Origin of the sequence: Acetobacter oeni, assembly GCF_011516825.1 — a bacterium.
GTDB classification, from domain to species: Bacteria; Pseudomonadota; Alphaproteobacteria; order Acetobacterales; family Acetobacteraceae; genus Acetobacter; species Acetobacter oeni.
In genome coordinates this window covers 1-15,561 of record NZ_WOTA01000007.1, presented here as the reverse complement: position 1 = coordinate 15,561, position 15,561 = coordinate 1, and the positions used below count along the sequence as shown (strand labels likewise).

The following is a 15,561-nucleotide window of genomic DNA, read 5'->3' as shown; positions in this document are numbered from 1 at the left end:
CTGAACGGAGGCTGAACGGCACGGTTCAGTGTGTGTCGGGTCGCGTGGGTTACGACTGTGTTCAGAAGACACAGGGAGTTTCAGACAATGTCTCAGACAGGTGTGAAAAGAAAAGTCGGTCTTGCCGCCGGCGGGATTGCGTTACTGGTCGCCGGTGTGGCGATGGGAGCCGGGACGGTTTCGGCGATGCGCCCTTCGATTGAGGTGCCGCCGATGACGCCGGTCGCCGTCTCGAAGCTGGGATCGGTGCATGGTCCGGTGACGGTGAAGGGCCGGGTTGCGGAAGTCTTTGGCCATGACTTCATCATTGATGACGGAACGGGTCGTGTGCTGATCGACGCGGGGCCGCATGGGGGGCCGCCGCATGTCAGAGCAGGCGATGTTCCGACGGTTCAGGGGCGGTTTGATCATGGTCTGCTGCATGCGGCTTTTCTGATGGATGCGTCCGGGCATGTAACGGCCATGGGACCGCCGCCATGGGGGGGCTGGCATCATGGCCCGCATCACAGGGGGCCGAATGGATGGCATCATGAAGGTCCGCCACACCGGGATATGGCGCGATGGATGCACGGCGCGCCTCCGCCGGCCGTCGCGGCACCGGCCGGCCCTGATGCGCCGGCAACCACTCCTGAGCATGACGCCGTTCCTTCGGGCGACACACACTAACAGGCCGGACGGGCGGGGGAATCATTCCCTGCCCTTTCCCGGTTTTTAGTGGTTTCCGCAACGATGTCCGGCAGGTTTATCGGACGGGCGGGCTGTCCGGACGGCCTCGCAGTTGGTTCCGTTCTCAATGGCGCCGGGTGTAAGATAGAGCGCGCGATAGGCCGCGCTGACATGCGGATGCGTGGCTGTCAACACTCCGGCGAGGTCGATCACGCAGCAGACGAGACCGAGCACAATCAGCCCGGTCTTCCGGCTGCGCGGGTTTTCCGGACCGGGTCTGCCGGTTTCAGGCAAGAAAACGTTTTCCATGCATCCAGCCATTCATGAGAAAGACATCGGTGACGAGGCAGAGTCCGATCAGGGCGGGTCGCCAGCGGGGCGGTGTTTTGCAGGCCAGTTGTGTGAGCAGTATACTGGCGAACGGATTAGCCAGAACGATGCGATGGATGGACATCATGCTGTTGCTGGCGGCCAGCAGGAAAGTCGCCAGCAGAACGGTGCTTTCCATGCGCCATCCGATCCGGAAGCCCCATATGATGAGGGCGATTTCCAGCAGGGCCGCGATGCTCATGGGAACTGTTCTGGGGCGCTGGAAACCGTTCCAGATCCAGACGGGCGGCGGGCGGAAATAATGTCCCCACGCAGCCTGCACGTGAGCGAAGGCCAGTCCGTCGCCGAGCAGTCTGTCCAGGAAAAAGATGAAAAGGGAGAGTCCGGCTGCTCCGGCCAGAATCACCAGACTTCCCTCGATCAGTCTGGTCTGACGATCGGATCGCCCAACGGTCGGACGTGGCGGGAAGGCATAAAAGGCCGCTGCGATGATGACGCAGAACAGGCCGGTCGGACGTGTCAGGCACAGGGCGAAGGCGAGCGCGGCGGCACTGAGTGTCCACCCCCGCGCCATGGTCATCACGCAGCCCAGCAGCAGGACACCGTACAGACATTCAGTATAAGGCAGATGATACCAGAGCGTGGTGGGAAGCAGCATCAGCATGACGATGCAGAACAGGCTGTTCCGGCTGTTTTCACCGCGACGCTGTCGCAGCCAGAGGGCTGAAAGCAGGACCAGAAGTGGGAACAGCGCCGCGTTGAGTACAAATCCCGCCACATGGAGGCCTGTTCCGGTCAGGCTCGCAACAGCCCGAAGCAGAAGCGGATAAAGCGGGAAGAAGGCCCAGCCTGCCTGCGCGTAATCGTTGGGGGTCTGGCGCGGCGTGGCGCTGTATCCCTGTCCTGCAATCTGTTCGTACCAGGCGCAGTCCCAGCGACAGAGCGCGTGCGGCGCGCCGTGCAGCGGCAAACCGAGAATAAGAAGAAACAGTGTTTGCAGCAGGGCGATTCCGGCAATCCACACTGCCCCCTTTCGTCCCGCGTCAGGGAGCAGGGCTCGCACCCGGTCTGTCATACCACCTGTCACGTACAAGCTTTCCTTCGTCAGGCGCGAAGGGCCGGTATGGCCAGCCTGATGCATCCGCGTCTCGCGGAGGTGGTTAACACACTTTGACATGAACTTTAAAAGACGACGGTCGGCCTTATTTTTCATCCAGCTGAAGGATTTCGGAGAACTGGTCGAAATCCGGTGTTCCGGTGCAGGATGAGGCGACGCGGTACAGGCAGACACGGTCGTTGCCGCTGCAGGCGATCAGCCGTGCTCCGGCTGAGAATATGGCGAAAGACGGGTCTGCCAGCACATGGCTGTAGGCTCCGCGATTCTGTTCCAGTTGCTGTGTGGTTTCGAACGCATAGAAGGGTTTTCCGGGGGGCATCAGGCTGTACCCGCCGAACTGCAAAAGGAAATCCGACGGTTCCAGCTGGGCCAGCCCGCAGAAGCCTGTCTGCCTGAACGCCAGTTTCTGTATCCGGATCGGGGCGCTTCTGTCCTTCAGCATAGGGAGATAAGTGCTGCAGAAGGTCAGCACGCAGCACGATATCTGTAGCGCGACAATCCTGACGAACGGTTTTCCCGTCCAGCCCTGTCCGGCCACAAAACGGGCCAGCCCTGCTGTGGCTGTCAGAACCAGCAGCGGTAAGGCGGGATAGATGAAAGACATCTCCTTATGCGGAATACAGGAATGGTAACCGATAATAACCAGGGCCATCGTCAGCGGAAAAACGGCGTCTTTTGCGCCCTTTATACAGAACAGAACCATGGCGATGCCTGCGGCACCCCACCACGCCATATATCGAAAGGGGAAATACAGAATATTTTTCCGTCCGAATTTGTCTGCCACACCCTGGGTGACATTGACGTAGTAGTTATGGAACACGGACTGGAACGGATAATTCAGGGTCATCGCATCGACGATACCGAGGATGGCAAGAGGCGGGATCAGACCGATTGTGACGGGCACGAGCGTGCGCCACCCTCCCTGCCAGAACAGGAAAAGGCCGCCGAACAGAACGGCTGGCGCAAACTGAAACCGCAGCGCAACCGCGCTTCCCATTGACAGGCCACACAGAAGAAACAGGGCGGTGCCGGCCCGGTATGGTTCGCCATTCCTGCGCCGGTCGAGGGCGATCATTCCGGCGATTGTTCCGGCTGCGAGCATGTTTCCGCCCGCGTACTCTCCAAGCGGGCGAAATCCCGCGTTGACGATATCCGGCCAGAGCGCACCGGAGATCCCGAACAGCCACGCGCCGCGATAGCCTGCCTGTCGCCAGCCGGCCAGGACAAACAGCGCCACGAGAGGCAGTGAGAACACGGCCAGCACGACATGCACGAAGGTGATGGAAAAACCCATTCCCAGGAAGTTTGCTATCCGGAGCAGTCCTGCAATTTCTCCCGGCATCAGCCAGGAGCGTATGCCTTCACGCCACTCCCATGTGATGACGCCGTGGCCTGTCAGCAGACGGAAGGCAGGCTCGAAATACTGATAGATTTCATCGGGCCGGACGGGGCCGGGCAACAGGATGGCGACGAGAACCCGTGCGCTCAGAGCAAGAAACAGCGACCAGAAAAGCGGGCTGGTCCAGCCGGTCGTATTACTTCCCTGCTGATATGCCATGATGGAATTAATACCCTTTCTGCTATCTTATGCCCGCCAGTCTTCGCTTGCAACTCACTTCGGAAAGAAGGAAATGATAGTCGTTTTTGACCGGATATTGTTTTTTTTCTAACCATTCTGTAACGCTGGCATCTCCGGATCGAGGCCGGGACGGCTTTTTGAGCTGCGCGAAAATCATGATAAAATAAACGATATTTACTTTATAAACTACAGTATATCAGCTTCCGCCAGCATGATTCCGAACCGGTTTACATGGAAACCGGCTGGTGGTGCTGAAGGGGTATTACATTGCTCAGGCCGATCCGCGAAAAGCACGTCATGCTTCTGTCATCGCTGAGCCAGCCTGTACAGACGAGGGTATCAGTAGATTTTCCGAATTACGGACCCGATCAGGTTTTCGTCGTGGCGTAAGTCACAGTGAAATACTTCATTACAAAATGATATAAAATAAAACCTCCGTTCCGGCGAAGTTACTTATTATCTCAAAACACTATATTAGTGTAATTGTCTTTAGGATTGGCCTTCTATTAATGTTATATTATTTTTTGCGGGCAAAAATCTCTGTGATAAAAAACAGGGCTCCTGATGCGAAATATTGTTATAAACCGGGATATCGATACAGACAGGCTCAGCACCTTTCGGGAACTCAATGCGCATGTTCCGGAAATCGGACGATTCAGTGCAATCGGTTATGATTCCCTGAATATTGACGAACTCTTTGAAAACAGGATTATTGACCGGCCGACCGGTTATACGCACGGGGCTCTGGGTTCAGCCATGTCGCATATTCTTCTGTGGAACGCCGCAGCAGAAATGAACGAGGCCATTTCCGTTTTTGAAGACGACGCCGTTCTGTGTCACAATTTTACCGAAGAATCATCACGCATCATTGCCGCTCTGGATGACGACTGGGATATTATCCTCTGGGGCTATAATTATGACGTCAATCTGACATTTGATGTTCTTCCCGGCGTTTCTTACTGCGTTGTCGGATTTAATCAGACGCTCATGCGTTTTGGCGTGGACTGCTTTCGGGGGATGACGGTTCACTCAGCGCCGTTCAGGCTTTTCAAGGCGCTCGGAATCTGTAGTTATGCGATTTCTCCAAAAGGTGCCAGACGGTTTCTTGATCTGTGCCTTCCTCTGAAAGACGATGATTTTTACTACTATCGAACAAATGAGACACTGAAAAACACATCTCTCGATCAGGTGATGTGCCATCATTATGAAGAGACAAAATCTTACTGCTGCTTTCCATCGCTCTGCATCACACCAAACGAACATTCCAGATCGACGGTGCGCCGTTCTGAACGCAATACGTATGTGCCGGCATAAGGCCGACTCAGGAATATCTGCATACAAGGCATGGTAATTTATGATTATTCTTGAAGAAGACAGAACCATTATTCTGCATACACCGAAATGCGCGGGGAAAGTTTTACGGGAGGCGTTTTTCGATATCGCTTCCAAACACCCATTCTGGAACTGGAATTATCTTCGCTCGACAGGTGAATGGACAGACCGGGCGCATATGCCGCTGAGCGTGATGCGACAGACGCCGGAATGGGAGAATATTCGTACTTATACGCTGATTGCTGTCGTGCGTGAGCCTGGGACGCGTTTTGCAAGTTCACTCAGCGAACATATGCGCCAGCATCGGAAAAAAGATGCCATGGCTGTTCTGAAGGAGCTTGATGAAACAAGGATCTGTCATGATCCGCGTTATATTCATTTTATTCCGCAAAACCGGTTTACGCATATTGGCAACAAACGCTATGCGGATTTTATAGTAAGAATGGAGAACCTGCCGGACGATTTACGCGCTGTGGGAACACTCTGCCAGTTCAGCAGAAAATTTTTTGATGCAGTCGATCAGATCGCCCTGGCTCCGCAAAAACAGGAAGAGGATCAGGACCCGAAAGTCAGTAAAAAAATCTCCGATATTCTGACGCGCTTCTATCTTCGGGATTATGCTCTTTTTGGTTATGACAGAACGGCACTTTCTGATCAGACACCTCTCGGATTTGACGGTCTGCTGACAGATCCTCTGTGCCGGCAGGAATGGCGCGGCTACCGGGCCATGGAACCGGCCTATGAACGCTTTACGCGAAATATCGAACAGGATTTTCTGCTCAGGCAGATGATGGCTGAAAATAAGGCACTGAAAGCCGAGCGCGACAAAGCCGCCTGAACGGCTGTCGCGAGAACGTATCTGCTGTAGCAAATGTCACGGACGGGAGAGGCGCGGCTCCCCTGCCCTGCCAGGCATTATGTTCTCAGTCCGGGAACCCTTCCAGGACAATTTTGCCTTTTGTTGCCCCGCTTTCCAGCAGGTCATGGACCCTGCGAAGCGTGGCTGCGTTCACAGGGCCGGCGACCTGGGTGAGTGTGGTCCTGATAACGCCTGCGTCGACAAGGCTGGCGACTTCTTCAAGAATTTCTCCCTGACGCCCCATATCGGCCGTCCGGAATGCGGATCGGGTGTACATCAGTTCCCAGTGCGTCGAGATGCTTTTCTGCTTGAACGGCATAATGTCGAGTGACGGCGGGTCGTCGATCAGCCCGAAACGTCCCTGGGGTGCGATCAGTCTGACAATATCGTCGAGATGCTTATCTGTTTGCGTGGTGGAGAAGACGAAAGGCGGCGCACCGGTCGGCAGTGCCTCGATCTGAGGTGCAAGCGGCCGGCTGTGATCTATGACGTGCGTGGCGCCAAGATCCTCAGCCCAGGCTTTCGTCTCCGGGCGGGAGGCGGTGCCGATCACGATGACATTGCCGGGGCGCCGGGCAAGCTGGGTCGCCATGGAGCCGACGCCGCCGGCAGCTCCGATGATGAGGACGGCAGGCGTCATTCCGGGCACGGCGCGGGTGATGTCGAGCCGGTCGAACAGCATTTCCCAGGCTGTCAGCACGGTCAGCGGGATGGCGGCGGCCTGCGCCCAGCTGAGAGACTGAGGTTTGTGACCGGTAAGCCGCTCGTCAACGAGATGATATTCCGCGTTTGTGCCCTGGCGGGTAATGTCACCTGCGTAATAAACATAGTCACCGACTTTGAAGCGGCGCACATCCGGCCCGGTGGCGGTCACGATGCCGGCGGCGTCCCATCCGAGGACTTTCCATTCGCCGGGTGGCGGTGTCGCGCGCATCCGCACCTTGGTATCGACCGGGTTCACCGAAACGGCTTTTACCTGCACCAGAAGATCACGACCGGTCGCTTCCGGGCATGGAAGTTCTATATCCACGAGTGAGTTTTCATCGGTGACAGGCAGGGATTTCTGATAGCCGACTGCGCGCATGACACTCTCCTCTGTTTTGCCTGACCGGCTTCGGGCCGTTCAGCCCGTCTGTGCCGTTTATGACATGAGCGTTTGCGGGACCGCCTGCAAGCGCGAAACGGTTTTAGCGCCTGTTTGTCTTTTGTCTCTGGGAATGGTGCGGTAACCTTGCGGGAATAACAGGTTCCGGAGTTTAGAATGGCCGGTATTTCCGAGGCATTCATAAAGAAATCAATCGACGATTACAGTCGCTTACGATCGGGAAATTTCTGGACCATCAACGATACTGTCATGATCGACGGTCTGCGACGAGCCTGTTTTTTCATGATCGTAAGAGATTCCGCCGACACGATCACACTGAATCTCGAACATCATTTCCGCCTGGGTTTCAGGCGGTTCTTTATTCTGGATAACAACAGCACGGACGGCACCGGAGATCTGATCCTGGCGTTCCGAAAAAATTATCCTGAAGCCGGCGTCTTCTATATGACGGATTTTCAGATTCCATTTTTCCAGGCCGGCAAAATGGCGGCGCTGACGGCGTTCGCGGAGGCTTATCTCAGTCATGATCCGACCCCGCCGGACTGGCTGTTTTTTGTCGATGCCGATGAGTTCATTACCTGCTGCACGAAAGACGGCGAGCGGGCGGCTCAAGCATTCAATATGATTTTAGCTGATCCGGGCAATAAGGTTCTGGTTCTGAACTGGGCGCATGCCGCTCTGTATTCAGAGGAAAGCCGATCTGTTACGACATTCGGCGCGACCCTGGGCGTGACGCCCTGCGTGGTGAGCCCGACGATCGGCATTCATGTCACGAAAATAGCATGCCGCGCGGGATGCGGCCTTTTACCGAATGACGGAAATCATTTCGTGAGCAGTGTTCCGTTACCGGAAGACTGCCTGCAAAGCATGACCGCCATCGGGTTCATGATGCTGCACTTTCCGATGCGATCGGTGGTACAGATAAAACAGAAAATCGACCAGGGCGTGGCAGCGCTGAACGCAACCGATCTGCATGAGACGATTGGAGCGCACTGGCGACACTACCACAGGCTTTACACCACACATGGCGAGCACGTGCTGAATGAGATTCTGATGGAGCATGTCGGCAAGTGTCTGTAGTGACGTCCCGGAAGCCGGCCTGTCAGAACAGGTCAGCTTCCGGGGCAGGCTCCGGAGTTTACTGGTCGGCTGTCGGGACCGGAGGAAGCTGCTGAATTTCGGCGGCGATCTGGTCGGCCGCCTGCCCGAGCAGCGTGCTGAGCGCGGACACGAGCGCATCCGTGTCGCCCGGCGCTGGCATTTTCAGCAGAATGGACCGGCTGGTTTTCGGAGCCTCTGAATCCGCGCGATGAACGGCAACCTGAGCCTCGAAAACAGCGTTATTCGCATCGTCGCGGGCAAAGCGGGTGATGACGAGTTCGACGTAAGCCTGAGGCGTTGTCGCCGTCGCATCATCCTGAACGAACAGGCTGACGCCCGGCAGGCGCCTGGAGATATCCGTGGCCAGCACGTGCGGAATCTGATCGCTCAGCGGCTCGGACCAGGAATCGGTCGCGGAGAGTTTCAGCTTGTAGCTGCTGTCATTGAGGACGATGCGATCGCGATCCAGCGCACCGGCGATGGTCGGCTTACGCACTTCGACAACCCTCGGCAGGTTCGTGGCCATGATGATACCGACTGGAGCCGGCTGTATCGTTCCGGCGGTCGGGGCGAGCGTGTACAGCGAGGGCGATGAGGAGCTGCACGCGGTCAGCGTCACAGCCATGGTTGCCATCAGCGAGGTGACCAGCGCGATTCTGGTGAAAGATGCGCGCAGGCCCGGACGACAGGCGCGGGAACGACGAATGGAGAGAGAGGTCATATCCATGGCTTAACGTCCGGTGACAAGGGCTGAGGGATGGTTGGTCATGAACTCGGACAGGAAACGCAGGGAGCGCGCCGTGTCGCCAAGCTGGACCACCATGGCCTGCAGGCTCCGGTGGAAATCGGTGTCGCCACCGTAGCTTGAGAGCAGCTTGTTGGCGTTTTTCAGGGTATTATCAAGCTGATCGCTCATTTCCGGCAGACGCTTCATCAGCGGCTTCATGCCCTGACTGGTGTTGTCGAGCAGGCTGTGCAGGCTGCGGAGCGAGTCACGCAGCTGGACCAGCGACTCTTTGACCTCGGGGCTGTTGATCTTCTGATCGGCGTGCGCCAGCAGATGATTGGCGTTGTCGCCGATCTGTTCGAAGGGCATCGCCGCCAGCTTGTCGGAAACCGTCGAGAGCGACTGCATGATCCCGCTCATGCCACCGGCCTGACCGGGTATAATGAGCGTATTGCCTTCCATCGTAGCGGTGGCGGGAGGAGCCTTCTTCACAAAGTCCAGCGAAATATTGGTCTCGCCCGTCAGCATGCTCAGACTGCTGGCCGAAGCCCGCAGACCGTTTGCGACCAGGGCCTGCATGAGCGGCACCATGGAATCATGATGAATCTCGGACGGCGAAAGAACGCGTTCCGGCTGGATATCCATATTCACCCGTACCTGCGCATGGCCGGTCTTCTGGTCGATCTCCAGTTTGACGGCGGTGACGGACCCGACCTGGATGCCGAACATGGTAACGGAACTGCCGATCGCCAGACCCGAAACAGATGACGACAGATAGGTCGCCGTTTCGAGACGCTCATGGTAGCTGGCGTCGTCGGCGCGGTCTTTATCGTCATACAGCTGGAAGATGGTATCGGCCGGGGCCTCTTCAGCTGTTTCGCCTGTCGTTGAGGGATTGTTCAGGGAGAAGGCGATGCCGCCGGAGAACAGGGCCTGAATGGACTGCATCTGGACCTTGAGGCCACCGGCGCCGAAGCCGACCTTCACGCCAGAAACATTCCAGAAACGGGTATTTGTTCGCAGGTAGTGATCATAGGGTTCGCGCACGAAGAACTGGATCAGCACAGGGCCGATTCCACCGGGTGGGAGCGTGTAGCCCAGGACTTCACCGACATCGACGTCACGGAAAAAGACCGGCGCGCCGGGACCGATCGAGCCGATGGAGGGCGTGACCAGTGAGTAGGTCCGCCCGGGCTGATCAGACTGCATGCCGGGCGGAGATTCCAGGCCCGTGAAATGGGTGGCTTTTCCGCCGCCGGCCATGCCCGGATCGAACGCGATATAGGCGCCGGAGAGCAGAGTTTCGAGCCCGGTCACGCTGGCACCATTGATGCGGGGACGCACAACCCAGAAGCGGGATTTATCGGACAGAAGACCGGACGCGCTTGCGTTCATCTGCACGCGCACATCCACATGCCGCATATCTTTTGACAGCGTAATGGAGTCGACGGTGCCGAGCGTCACCGCCTTGTTCTTCACCTGGGTCTGGCCGCTTGTCAGACCGTCGGCGGTATCGAACGTGATGATGATTTCCGGCCCGCGATCGTAGAGGCTTCTCCACAGGAGAAAGACAGCGATCATCACCGAAATGATGGGGATGACCCAGATGATCGAAAAACGGGTTTTCGCCACTTTTGCCGCGGGCGGCGTATCCGGGTTTCCGGGATTATTCTGTTCCGAAGTCACGCGCGCGCCGGCTCCATTTCATTCTGAATATTGGCGCCCGCAGTTTGTGCGACACCTGTTAATTCATCCCTTTCGGGGGGTTCGTCCGGGGTTACGGGTCCGTTATGACCGGCGACATCCCACATCAGTCTCGGGTCGAAGCAGTGGACCGCGAAGATGGTGATGACCACGACCGAGGCAAAGGACACGACGCCGGCATTGGCCGTAACATTGGCCAGTGAGCTGAAGCGGACGACGGCGACGAGAATCGAGATCATGAAGACATCGATCATGGACCAGCGTCCGATGACGTCAATTATGCGGAAAAGCTTCGAGCGGAAGAGCAGCCCGTGTTCCGCCTTTCTCTCGGTCTGAATGATCATAAACCCCAGGCCGACGATCTTGGCGACGGGCACGGTGATGCTGGCAAAGAGAACGAGCAGGGAGAGCGGAATCATGCCGTCCTGCCAGAGTTCGATCACGCCTTCGATAATCGTGTGACCACCGCCGCTTCCGACTTTAATGACGGTCATCACCGGGAAGAGGTTTGCCGGAAAGTAGAAGATCAGGGCCGCCAGCACGAGGGCGGTGGTGCGTGTCAGGCTGTTGGTTTTCCGGCGCTGCATGTCATGGCCGCAGCGCGGACAGAGACCGACGCTCCGGGTTTGCGGCACCGGCTCGGGGAACGCGCCGACAAGACCGCAGGAGTGGCAGGACAGCATGTTCTGCACGGGCGGCATTTCGATGTCGTGAATATTGACACGATCCACCACGACCCGCGTGCCGTCCGGTCGCTCCAGCGTGCCTTCGACGCGGCGGCGTTTCCAGATCAGGTCTTTATCCAGTGTCTGGTCGGTGGTGGCCATGCTGATCATCAACGCCGCGATCAGATAGGCTGCGGCGCCGACCTCCACGTGAGCGAGATCCACGAGCTTGGTGTAGGCCACGAAGATCCCGAGGATATAAACTTCCATCATCGACCAGGGACGAAGCTTTTCATACCAGGCGAGCAGATGAGGCGCCCAGTCGGGGAGTTCGTCGAAGAAGGCGGAGGTGAGGATCAGGCCCATCATGGCGATGACCACGCCCGGCGCCAGGATGGTGACAAGTCCGACGAGGACGCCGACTTCCCCCCATCCTTCGTGGAGAAGTTCCATCGGTCCTGTCAGCAGATCGACCGAACGCTCCCTGCCGTAGAGGTTCAGGGTCATCAGCGAGGACGCGATGGTGGCCAGGTAGAGCGCGGCGGAGGTGATGCAGAACGCGAGCGGGGTTGCGATCGGCGATGTTTTATTGCGCCGTTCCAGCGGTTGCCCGCAGCGTGTGCAGCGCGCCACGTTACCAGGCGCCAGATTTTCGAGCACCTGAAATTCCCCGCAGCACGGGCATTCCACCAGGCCTTCGATAACTTTGACATTGGGGGACTGCCGTCTGTTCCGTCGGGCTATTTTGATGGCGCCACGATAAAGGCGGGTGGGAAGTGACGATGACATCAGATCATTTTATCCTGGACCGGTCGTAACAGATAGGCGGAACCGATATTGCAGCCATGTCCCGGATCGGTTATAGGGCAGCCCACGCATCGGGCCGACATAGCTCAGGGGTAGAGCAACTGATTCGTAATCAGTAGGTCCTCGGTTCAATTCCGAGTGTCGGCACCATTTGTCCAATCAAAACAATGAGTTATGAGTTACCTTGGTGTAACTTGGTGTAATCACGGTTTCGTGAGCACAAAATAAATCCCCCCTACCCTGCCGCCGTCTGCTGCAATCTCTGCCGCCAGTCCGGCGCCGGCCGGCAACGGATCGTCACCGAAGCACTGACGGAACCCGGAAGCCGAGCGGGTCATTTTTTCACGCATGATCGCACCAGTGGGCCGCACGCCGCGTCTGGTCCAAGCAGCGTTGCGCTCGGGCCGGTGAACACGAGCGACACCACCTTGCCGTCCCGGAGCCGGGCAACCGCGTGACAGGTGCCGTGGCTGCCGATGTCCAGCTCGAATGACAGGGGCGTCTTGAGATCGATGGCCCCCTGCGTGTCGTTGTCCTGCTTCCATTCCAGAACCTCGCCGTCGGGCAGCGTCTCGCGGGCGTCCGGCACCCCGGCACACGCGACGAGATCGGCACGGGACATGCCGGGAAGGTCGTGGCGGGCGCGCTCGGGGACAGCGAGGGAGCAGGCCGACACGAGGATCCCGGTCACCAGAAAAAGAAAAAGCCGCCCCGAAGGACGGCCCGTGATCGATATGTTCAATGTGTCTTTCTCCTCACGCAATCTCCTTCGGACGCACCTTTTTCAGTTCGACCTGCTTCCGGTCCCGCCTGGCGTTTCTTGCCTCGAACCGCTCGGCTCCGCGGGTCATCATAGCCAGCCGCTCTTTCGTCACCCACTCAGGGTAATGATCGAACAGCATCTGACGGACTGCTTTCCTGAGACCAAACCCAAACCCGTCAAATCAACGGGTTTAAGGATTTCCGCCGCTTTGCATTGATTACGGCTGCGATCTCGTTGCAGGCAATATTTCAAATACCAAGACGGAGACGATACAGCGCTGCTTCTGCTTCTGCTTCTGCTTCTGCTTCTGCTTCTGCTTCTGCTTCTGCTTCTGCTTCTGCTTGAGCATCAAATCGCCCGCTGATCATTGGGGCAACTCCGGTAATTTCCGATCCACCAAATTGACCTTTACAGAGTCTATAAATTCCGCTCTCGTCTTTTGTGAATAAATTGTTGGCGTTGTGAATGCGCCACAGCCGGGTATTGAGATTCTTCCGACGGTCGACGCCACCAGGGTCGTAACCAGCAGCATTGAGGGCGTCCATAATCTCTCCCACATCATGCGGCCGTTCTGAGAGAAGCTTAAGAACAAATTTTTCCAGATCATCTTGAGAGATACGCTCATGAGCAGTCTCTTCTGTGGATCTGCTAGGAGCACTATCTGTTGCCGCATATTGTTCGGCTTTTCTGATGAAATCTTCTAAATCATCAGCCTGCCGCCGCAAATCCAGAACACGGTTTTTCAGATCCTCCATATCAAGCATCAACATCTCACCGCACCCCTTAAAATTCACCTTGACTTCTCACTAAGTCCATATACGCGAGAGAGAAGCGCATTGGAACAAAAAAACTCACTCACAACACTTGAGTGGCGCAGAAAAGTACGCCAGAAAGTGAACGGGCTTAGAATCAAAACAGCCCCAGACCCGGTGGCACGAGTCTGAGGCTGTTATGGTTTTGAGTGCCTGCCGAATGCGAGACGGCAGGCATATGCGTGGGAATGCCATCCCTACGCGGCGCTTAACCAGCCCGCGAAAAGTACGGCATTTCCACGCAGAGTTCAAGTCTCGCGTAACGACATGGAATAAATGCCATGAGTACACGTGCCCCTCCTCCAGCCCCTCCAGAAAAGCGGTTTGTTTATCGCCCATGGAGGATCGACCCACGGACAAATAAAAAACTGTGGGCAAAACACTACGGCTTCCGCGCCTGGCGTATTCCCGTCGATGATGTGACCTGAGCCTGAAAATAAGGGGGCGGTTCTTCGTATCCGCCCCTCCTATTTCACGCAATCTCCTTCGGCCGTACCTTCTTCAGTTCGACCGGCTTCCGGTATTCAGATTGAAGGCACGGCCATCAGCAGGTATGGATTTCATCGCTGAGAACGGCGGGGCGCCGGGCGCTCTGGCTTACCCATGAAATCGATCTGAATATTTTGCCCCACATTCTGACGAATTTCAGTTGTGAGGATGTGAGTGCTGTGGTATGTAACTAGCGCTGCCATCAAAAGTGCCTTTGGCAGCCGATCTCACTCTCTACAAGCATGCCAGCCTCTCCAGACTCCTGTCTCTTATCACCTTGAGGATACGCACCCTCAAGGAGTCCGTTTTGGAGGGCTCTATAATGCTGCTAATTTCTGCCACTGAGCTGATAGCTCGTGTTGATCTCCCGGACGATTACGAATCGTCTATCGGCTATCTTCTGAGTGCCTACCCGCTGGTTCAAGAATGGCGGTTTGTTTCTAGCGGGCATATCGTCAGGAGTGTCGTGCAGACGATTTTCCCCATCTCAATAAAGGAAGGATGAAATAAAGGAAGGATGGTGGTTTTCCGCCATCCTTCTTCGAAGGAATTCACCACACTCACAACGGTCCCTTCACAGCGCTGCCCATATCGTCGCCAATGCACTCTGATTGCTCGCGGCCTGCAACTGCCTTACTCCTCATCCGCGCCCACCTTCGAAAACGGGTCTCGGCGGGCCTTCCCGCGCAGGATGAGCCACGTCAGTCCGACGCCGCTTACCAGCATGCCGATTGATCCAACGAGGACGGAGAGCGGGTCAAGCACCGACGCTGGCCTGCATCTCGGCAACCAGCCCATCGAGAACTTCGCCGTCCGGAGAGACGCCGGTGATCCCGGTCCAGTTCTGCCGCGACACCAGCCCATAGGCTTCGTCGCAGTATTTCTGGAAGAACGCATAGCTCATCCGCCGGGGAGCGCCCCATGTGTTGAGGTAGAGCCAGTCCGCGTCATAGCCGTGGATGAACACCGCATGACCACCCGCAATCGAATTGTCGGCCAGCGGGTTAATGATCCAGTCAAAATCACCAACGGCACACGCATAATTCGGCAGCGACAGGCCGATATACAGACCGCCGAGGAACGCGATTGCCCGCTGCACCTGCGGGTTGTTCTTCGGATCGACGTAGCCGAACGCCGTCAGATAATCGCGGGTCTGACCGGGGCGTTCGTAGCCTTCGATGCGCCACCTGTTCAGAACGTCCAGTTCGACGCCGCCCTCATCGGTCGAAGGTTCGCCGGGGACGTAGCCAGATTCGGCGCTGTAGTTGTCGATCACCTGCGGGTCAGTGAGCATTACGGGAGCCTGCGCAGCTCCGGTCCATGTGCGGATCGCACTGGCGACGGAGACCTGAGTGCAACAACCGATCTTGTCGTTGCACCACATCGGCCACTGGGCGGATGGCGCCCAGTTTACCTTCGAGGGAATCACCGGAAGCGCCGTCGCCAGAACAGCCTTCAGCCGATACGTGCGCGGGTCATGGACGGCAGGTTTCTTGCCGAGTTTA

The 15,561-nt window shown here is 57.0% G+C and carries 17 protein-coding genes and 1 tRNA gene; 5 read left to right on the top strand and 13 right to left on the bottom strand.

Features of this window, described 5'->3' with window-relative positions; all coding sequences use genetic code 11:
• The first annotated feature begins 87 nt into the window (after nucleotides 1-87).
• Nucleotides 88-666 (top strand): hypothetical protein, encoded by a 579-nt coding sequence (locus GOB90_RS06415; protein ID WP_146886107.1) that lies wholly within the window; start codon nucleotides 88-90, stop codon nucleotides 664-666.
• Nucleotides 667-711: 45 nt separating this feature from the next.
• Here GOB90_RS06415 and GOB90_RS06410 read toward each other — a convergent pair whose 3' ends face one another.
• The 3 genes from GOB90_RS06410 to GOB90_RS06400 form a co-directional block, all read right to left on the bottom strand.
• Complete coding sequence (locus GOB90_RS06410; protein ID WP_173571961.1) at nucleotides 712-960, bottom strand: hypothetical protein; 249 nt, start codon at nucleotides 958-960, stop codon at nucleotides 712-714.
• Nucleotides 953-2,083 carry a hypothetical protein gene (locus GOB90_RS06405; RefSeq protein ID WP_173571960.1) on the bottom strand — a complete coding sequence of 377 codons (1,131 nt, stop codon included), beginning with the start codon at nucleotides 2,081-2,083 and terminating at the stop codon, nucleotides 953-955. The genes GOB90_RS06410 and GOB90_RS06405 overlap by 8 nt, the downstream gene beginning before the upstream one ends.
• 115 nt (nucleotides 2,084-2,198) lie before the next feature.
• A complete protein-coding gene (locus GOB90_RS06400) occupies nucleotides 2,199-3,671 on the bottom strand; it encodes a glycosyltransferase family protein (RefSeq protein ID WP_146886101.1) in 1,473 nt (490 codons plus the stop codon).
• Between the two features lie 585 nt (nucleotides 3,672-4,256).
• Here GOB90_RS06400 and GOB90_RS06395 point away from each other — a divergent pair.
• Nucleotides 4,257-5,006, top strand: coding sequence for a glycosyltransferase family 25 protein (locus tag GOB90_RS06395; protein WP_146886099.1), 750 nt, complete (start codon nucleotides 4,257-4,259; stop codon nucleotides 5,004-5,006).
• A gap of 40 nt (nucleotides 5,007-5,046) precedes the next feature.
• Nucleotides 5,047-5,862, top strand: a complete 816-nt coding sequence (locus GOB90_RS06390) for a sulfotransferase family 2 domain-containing protein (RefSeq protein ID WP_146886097.1) — start codon at nucleotides 5,047-5,049, stop codon at nucleotides 5,860-5,862.
• 85 nt (nucleotides 5,863-5,947) lie between these two features.
• Here the strand turns inward: GOB90_RS06390 and GOB90_RS06385 are convergent, their stop codons facing one another.
• Nucleotides 5,948-6,967 carry a zinc-binding alcohol dehydrogenase family protein gene (locus GOB90_RS06385; protein ID WP_146886095.1) on the bottom strand — a complete coding sequence of 340 codons (1,020 nt, stop codon included), beginning with the start codon at nucleotides 6,965-6,967 and terminating at the stop codon, nucleotides 5,948-5,950.
• Nucleotides 6,968-7,144: 177 nt separating this feature from the next.
• Between GOB90_RS06385 and GOB90_RS06380 the strand changes: the two genes are divergently transcribed.
• Nucleotides 7,145-8,068 (top strand): glycosyltransferase family 2 protein, encoded by a 924-nt coding sequence (locus GOB90_RS06380; protein WP_146886093.1) that lies wholly within the window; start codon nucleotides 7,145-7,147, stop codon nucleotides 8,066-8,068.
• Between the two features lie 58 nt (nucleotides 8,069-8,126).
• Here the strand turns inward: GOB90_RS06380 and GOB90_RS06375 are convergent, their stop codons facing one another.
• The 3 genes from GOB90_RS06375 to GOB90_RS06365 are packed head-to-tail and all read right to left on the bottom strand — an operon-like array spanning nucleotide 8,127 to nucleotide 11,974.
• Complete coding sequence (locus tag GOB90_RS06375) at nucleotides 8,127-8,816, bottom strand: PqiC family protein (protein ID WP_242011848.1); 690 nt, start codon at nucleotides 8,814-8,816, stop codon at nucleotides 8,127-8,129.
• A 3-nt stretch (nucleotides 8,817-8,819) separates the two neighbouring features.
• Nucleotides 8,820-10,502: a PqiB family protein gene (locus tag GOB90_RS06370; RefSeq protein WP_373322160.1), complete on the bottom strand. Its 1,683-nt coding sequence runs from the start codon at nucleotides 10,500-10,502 to the stop codon at nucleotides 8,820-8,822.
• Nucleotides 10,499-11,974 carry a paraquat-inducible protein A gene (locus tag GOB90_RS06365; RefSeq protein WP_146886089.1) on the bottom strand — a complete coding sequence of 492 codons (1,476 nt, stop codon included), beginning with the start codon at nucleotides 11,972-11,974 and terminating at the stop codon, nucleotides 10,499-10,501. The genes GOB90_RS06370 and GOB90_RS06365 overlap by 4 nt, the downstream gene beginning before the upstream one ends.
• Nucleotides 11,975-12,067: 93 nt before the next feature.
• Between GOB90_RS06365 and GOB90_RS06360 the strand changes: the two genes are divergently transcribed.
• A tRNA-Thr gene (locus tag GOB90_RS06360) sits at nucleotides 12,068-12,142 on the top strand.
• Between the two features lie 53 nt (nucleotides 12,143-12,195).
• Here the strand turns inward: GOB90_RS06360 and GOB90_RS06355 are convergent.
• The 6 genes from GOB90_RS06355 to GOB90_RS06335 form a co-directional block, all read right to left on the bottom strand.
• Entirely contained in the window at nucleotides 12,196-12,342 is a 147-nt protein-coding gene (locus GOB90_RS06355; protein ID WP_173571959.1) for a hypothetical protein, read from the bottom strand.
• Nucleotides 12,327-12,734: a hypothetical protein gene (locus tag GOB90_RS06350; RefSeq protein WP_146886087.1), complete on the bottom strand. Its 408-nt coding sequence runs from the start codon at nucleotides 12,732-12,734 to the stop codon at nucleotides 12,327-12,329. Before GOB90_RS06350 ends, GOB90_RS06355 begins: the two co-directional genes overlap by 16 nt.
• A gap of 13 nt (nucleotides 12,735-12,747) precedes the next feature.
• Nucleotides 12,748-12,894, bottom strand: coding sequence for a hypothetical protein (locus GOB90_RS06345; protein WP_173571958.1), 147 nt, complete (start codon nucleotides 12,892-12,894; stop codon nucleotides 12,748-12,750).
• A 109-nt stretch (nucleotides 12,895-13,003) separates the two neighbouring features.
• The gene (locus GOB90_RS06340) at nucleotides 13,004-13,525 is read right to left on the bottom strand and encodes a hypothetical protein (protein ID WP_146886085.1); all 522 of its coding nucleotides are present in this window, start codon (nucleotides 13,523-13,525) and stop codon (nucleotides 13,004-13,006) included.
• 1,164 nt (nucleotides 13,526-14,689) lie between these two features.
• On the bottom strand, nucleotides 14,690-14,821 hold the full coding sequence (locus tag GOB90_RS19485; protein WP_260175940.1) for a hypothetical protein: 132 nt from the start codon (nucleotides 14,819-14,821) through the stop codon (nucleotides 14,690-14,692).
• Nucleotides 14,814-15,561: C1 family peptidase (locus tag GOB90_RS06335; protein WP_173571957.1), on the bottom strand; the 748-nt coding region annotated here is incomplete at its 5' end. The genes GOB90_RS19485 and GOB90_RS06335, both read right to left, overlap by 8 nt.

Coding starts and splice junctions, on each gene's coding strand:
- GOB90_RS06415 (WP_146886107.1), top strand. CDS start 88: ATGTCTCAGACAGGTGTGAAAAGAAAAGTCGGTCTTGCCGCCGGCGGG.
- GOB90_RS06400 (WP_146886101.1), bottom strand. CDS start 3,671: ATGGCATATCAGCAGGGAAGTAATACGACCGGCTGGACCAGCCCGCTT.
- GOB90_RS06395 (WP_146886099.1), top strand. CDS start 4,257: ATGCGAAATATTGTTATAAACCGGGATATCGATACAGACAGGCTCAGC.
- GOB90_RS06390 (WP_146886097.1), top strand. CDS start 5,047: ATGATTATTCTTGAAGAAGACAGAACCATTATTCTGCATACACCGAAA.
- GOB90_RS06385 (WP_146886095.1), bottom strand. CDS start 6,967: ATGCGCGCAGTCGGCTATCAGAAATCCCTGCCTGTCACCGATGAAAAC.
- GOB90_RS06380 (WP_146886093.1), top strand. CDS start 7,145: ATGGCCGGTATTTCCGAGGCATTCATAAAGAAATCAATCGACGATTAC.
- GOB90_RS06375 (WP_242011848.1), bottom strand. CDS start 8,816: ATGGATATGACCTCTCTCTCCATTCGTCGTTCCCGCGCCTGTCGTCCG.
- GOB90_RS06365 (WP_146886089.1), bottom strand. CDS start 11,974: ATGTCATCGTCACTTCCCACCCGCCTTTATCGTGGCGCCATCAAAATA.
- GOB90_RS06355 (WP_173571959.1), bottom strand. CDS start 12,342: ATGCGTGAAAAAATGACCCGCTCGGCTTCCGGGTTCCGTCAGTGCTTC.
- GOB90_RS06345 (WP_173571958.1), bottom strand. CDS start 12,894: ATGCTGTTCGATCATTACCCTGAGTGGGTGACGAAAGAGCGGCTGGCT.
- GOB90_RS06340 (WP_146886085.1), bottom strand. CDS start 13,525: ATGTTGATGCTTGATATGGAGGATCTGAAAAACCGTGTTCTGGATTTG.